Below are 3,655 nucleotides of genomic sequence, written 5' to 3' on the forward strand. Positions count from 1 at the left end.
CTCTTCGCTTTCCGGCCTTTCGGCTTTCCGGCGAGTCCGACTCTATCAGATCCTTTCGGGCCTGATTCCCAGTCAGTTGGGTTTGTCTTCGCGGCTGTTGGGCCGTTCCGACGTTCCAAACTTTAGCGGATTCCCGGCCCCCGAGCGAATCGAGGGTTCGGAATTGAATTCGGGCACGCCGAATAGAATCCCGGTCGGGAGATCATGCAGTTGGTTGGGGGGTGCCGCCCTGTGGGCAACTCGAAGAACTCTACGCCACGTGCCCCCGCGGCACAAAAGCGGGGCCCGGCGCGACGTATCGCACCGGGCCCCGCCCCTACGGAAGCGCTCAGGTTCAGGCTCCGACCGGCTCCTTTGCCCCGCCGTCGTGCGGCGTCGGAACGTCCGAATCGCCGTCGGAGGAGTCGGAGGAGTCGGAGGAGTCAGAGGGAGTGCCGGAGTCGAGGAGCGTGCGCTCGTCGAAGGGGAGGTCGCCGGCGAGGACCCGCTTCACGCGGTCCCGGTCGACCTCGCCGGTCCACGTGCCGATGAGCAGCGTGGCCACCGCGTTGCCCGCGAAGTTGGTGAGGGCGCGGGCCTCGCTCATGAAGCGGTCGATGCCGATGATCAGGCCGACGCCGTCGACCAGGCCCGGCTTGTGGGACTGGAGGCCCGAGGCGAGGACGGCGATGCCGGAGCCGGAGACGCCCGCCGCGCCCTTCGACGCGATCATCATGAAGAGGAGCAGGCCGATCTGTTCGCCCACGGACATCGTCTGGTCCAGGGCGTCGGAGATGAAGATGGAGGCCATGGTCAGGTAGATCATGGTGCCGTCGAGGTTGAAGGAGTAGCCGGTCGGGACGGTGATACCGACGACCGGGCGGCTGACTCCCAGGTGCTCCATCTTCGCGATCAGACGCGGCAGGGCCGACTCCGACGAAGACGTCGAGAGGATCAGGAGGAACTCGCGGCCGAGGTACTTCAGCAGCATGAAGATGTTGAAGCCCGTCACCAGGCGCATGATCGTCGCGAGCACTATGCCGACGAACAGGGCGCACGTGACGTAGAAGCCGACCATGATCGTGAGCAGGGCCTTGAGCGCGTCGAGACCCGTTTCGCCGATCACCGCGGCCATCGCGCCGAACGCGCCGACCGGGGCGGCCCACATGATCATGCCGAGGACCCGGAAGACGAGCTTCTGGATGTGCTCGACGCCGCGCAGGACGGGCTCGCCGGAGCGGCCCATGGCCTGGAGGGCGAAGCCGACGAGCAGGGCGATGAGCAGCGTCTGGAGGACCGAGTCGCCGGTGAAGGCGGAGACCATCGTCGTCGGGATGATGCCGAGGATGAAGTCGACGGGGCCCTCGTTGGCCTCTTCGGCCGCGGTGTGGCCGGCGCCCTTCACCGCCTCGGTGAGGTGCATGCCGTCGCCGGGGTGCAGGAAGTTGCCGACGAGCAGGCCGATGGCGAGGGCCACGACCGACATCACCATGAAGTAGCCGAGGGCGAGGCCGCCGACCTTGCCGATCTTCGCGGCCTTCCGGACGGAGCCGACGCCCAGGACGATCGTGCAGAAGATGATGGGCGAGATCATCATCTTGATCAGGTTCACGAAGCCCGTGCCGATGGGCTTGAGTTCCTTGGCGAAGTCGGGCGCGGCGAAGCCCACTGCGATACCGAGCAGCACGGCCACGATCACGGCGATGTAGAGATAGTGAGTGCGGTCCCGCTTCGCTGGTGCGGCTGGTTTCGCGGTCTCTGTATCGGCCACGGTTCCTCCTGACGACGACGTCGGCGTACCAGGTCGTGCGGCTCACGTCCTGCGAATCTTGGCGACTATCTCTCCCCCCGGTGAGTACCGTCACCCTTCCGTTCATTTAGTTCGTGCTTATACGAAGGGCAGACTGTTCCGCATGCGTCTCCCCCGTCCCCGCAGCCTGGCCGGCCAGCTCTTCACGATGCAGGTCGTGCTGGTGGCCGTCGTGGTGGCGGGGTGTGCGCTCTTCACGTACGTCAGTGACCGGGGGCAGGCGGAGAACAGCGCGCAGCGCCAGGCCACGGCCACGGCGCGGGCGGTCGCCGACGCGCGGTCCGTGCGGGAGGCGGCGTCGGGCGCCGTGGATCCGACCGAGCACCTTCAGCCGTACGCGCGGGAGGTGCAGCGGCACACGGGCGTCGACTTCGTGACGATCATGGATCCGGACGGGATCCGCTGGACGCATCCCGACGAGCGGCAGATCGGGGAGCGCTACCTCGGGCACATCGGGCCCGCGTTGAAGGGACACACGTTCTCGGAGACGTACACGGGGACGCTCGGGGCCTCGGTGCGGGTGGTCACGCCCGTGTACGACGAGGGGCGGCACCGGGTCGTCGGGCTCGTCAGCGCCGGCATCACGGTCGATGTCATCACCGCTCAGGCGCAGGGGCAGGTCCTCGCGGTGGCGGGGGTCGCGCTCGCCGCGCTGGTGCTGGGCGGCATCGGTACGTATGTCATCAACGCGCGCCTTCGCCGGCACACGCACGGGATGAACGCCACCGAGCTGAGCCGGATGCACGCCTATCACCAGGCCGCGCTGCACGCCGTGCGCGAGGGGCTCGTGATGATGGACGGGCAGCGGCGGGTCGCGTTGATCAATGACGGGGCGCGGGTGCTGCTCGGTGTCGCGGAAGGGGACGACGTCGTCGGGCGGTCCGTCGCCGAGCTCGGGCTGCCGGCGCCGCTCACCGGTGCGCTGCTCGCCGACGAGCCGCGGGTCGACGAGGTGCATCTGACGGTCGACCGTGTCGTCGTCGTCAATACGTCTCCGGTGGCGAGCGGTGACCGGCGCGGCACGGTCGTGACCTTGCGCGACCACACCGAACTGCAGGCGGTGATGGGCGAGTTGGACTCCGAGCGGGGGTTCACGCGGGCGCTCAGGTCGCAGGCGCACGAGGCGGCGAACCGGCTGCACACGGTCGTCTCGCTGATCGAGCTCGACCGGGCGGACGAGGCCGTGGAGTTCGCGACCGCCGAGCTGGAGCTGGCGCAGGCGCTGACCGATCAGGTGGTGGGCGCGGTGCACGAGCCGGTGCTCGCCGCGCTGCTGCTCGGCAAGGCGGCGCAGGCCAATGAGCACGGTGTGGAGCTGGTGGTGTCGGCCGACACCCGGATCGACGACGGGCTGCTGCCGCAGGCGCTGCCGGCGCGTGACCTGGTCACCGTGCTCGGCAATCTCGTCGACAATGCGGTCGACGCGGCGCAGGGGTCGCCCGGGGCGCGGGTCACGGTGACGGCGCGGACCGATGACGATGTTCTTTTGCTGCGGGTGGCGGACACGGGTCCCGGGGTCGATCCGGCGCACACCGACTCCGTCTTCGTTCGCGGCTGGTCGACGAAGGAGTCGGGGGCGGGTGGGCGTGGGCTCGGCCTGGCGTTGGTGCGGCAGGCGTTGGCGCGGTGTGGTGGGGTGCTGGAGCTGGGGCGCGCGCCGGAGGGCGGGGCGGAGTTCACGGTTCGAGTGCCACTTGTTGCGGCGCCGCTTGTGCCACATCAAGCCCCTGCGGCGATTGAGCAGCGGGGTGCGGGGGGGGGCCCCCCGGCCCCCCCCCCCCCCCCGGGCGGGGGCCGGGGGGGGGGGGGGGGGGGCCCCGCGCCCGCGCCCCCGGGGGGCGCCGGGGGGGCGGGGCCGCCCCGCCC

2 protein-coding genes are annotated in these 3,655 nt (G+C 69.8%); one reads left to right on the top strand and one right to left on the bottom strand.

Annotated elements, in window-relative coordinates:
- Positions 1 to 334: 334 nt before the first annotated feature.
- On the bottom strand, positions 335 to 1,750 hold the full coding sequence (locus tag ACFYWS_RS39570; RefSeq protein ID WP_389284622.1) for a cation:dicarboxylate symporter family transporter: 1,416 nt from the start codon (positions 1,748 to 1,750) through the stop codon (positions 335 to 337).
- A gap of 142 nt (positions 1,751 to 1,892) precedes the next feature.
- On the opposite strand from ACFYWS_RS39570, the gene ACFYWS_RS39575 reads away from it, so the two are divergent.
- Positions 1,893 to 3,655 (top strand): ATP-binding protein (locus tag ACFYWS_RS39575; protein WP_389284624.1); only part of this gene is annotated, 1,763 nt, incomplete at its 3' end.

The organism is Streptomyces sp. NPDC002795, assembly GCF_042888725.1.
Classification (GTDB): Bacteria; Actinomycetota; Actinomycetes; order Streptomycetales; family Streptomycetaceae; genus Streptomyces.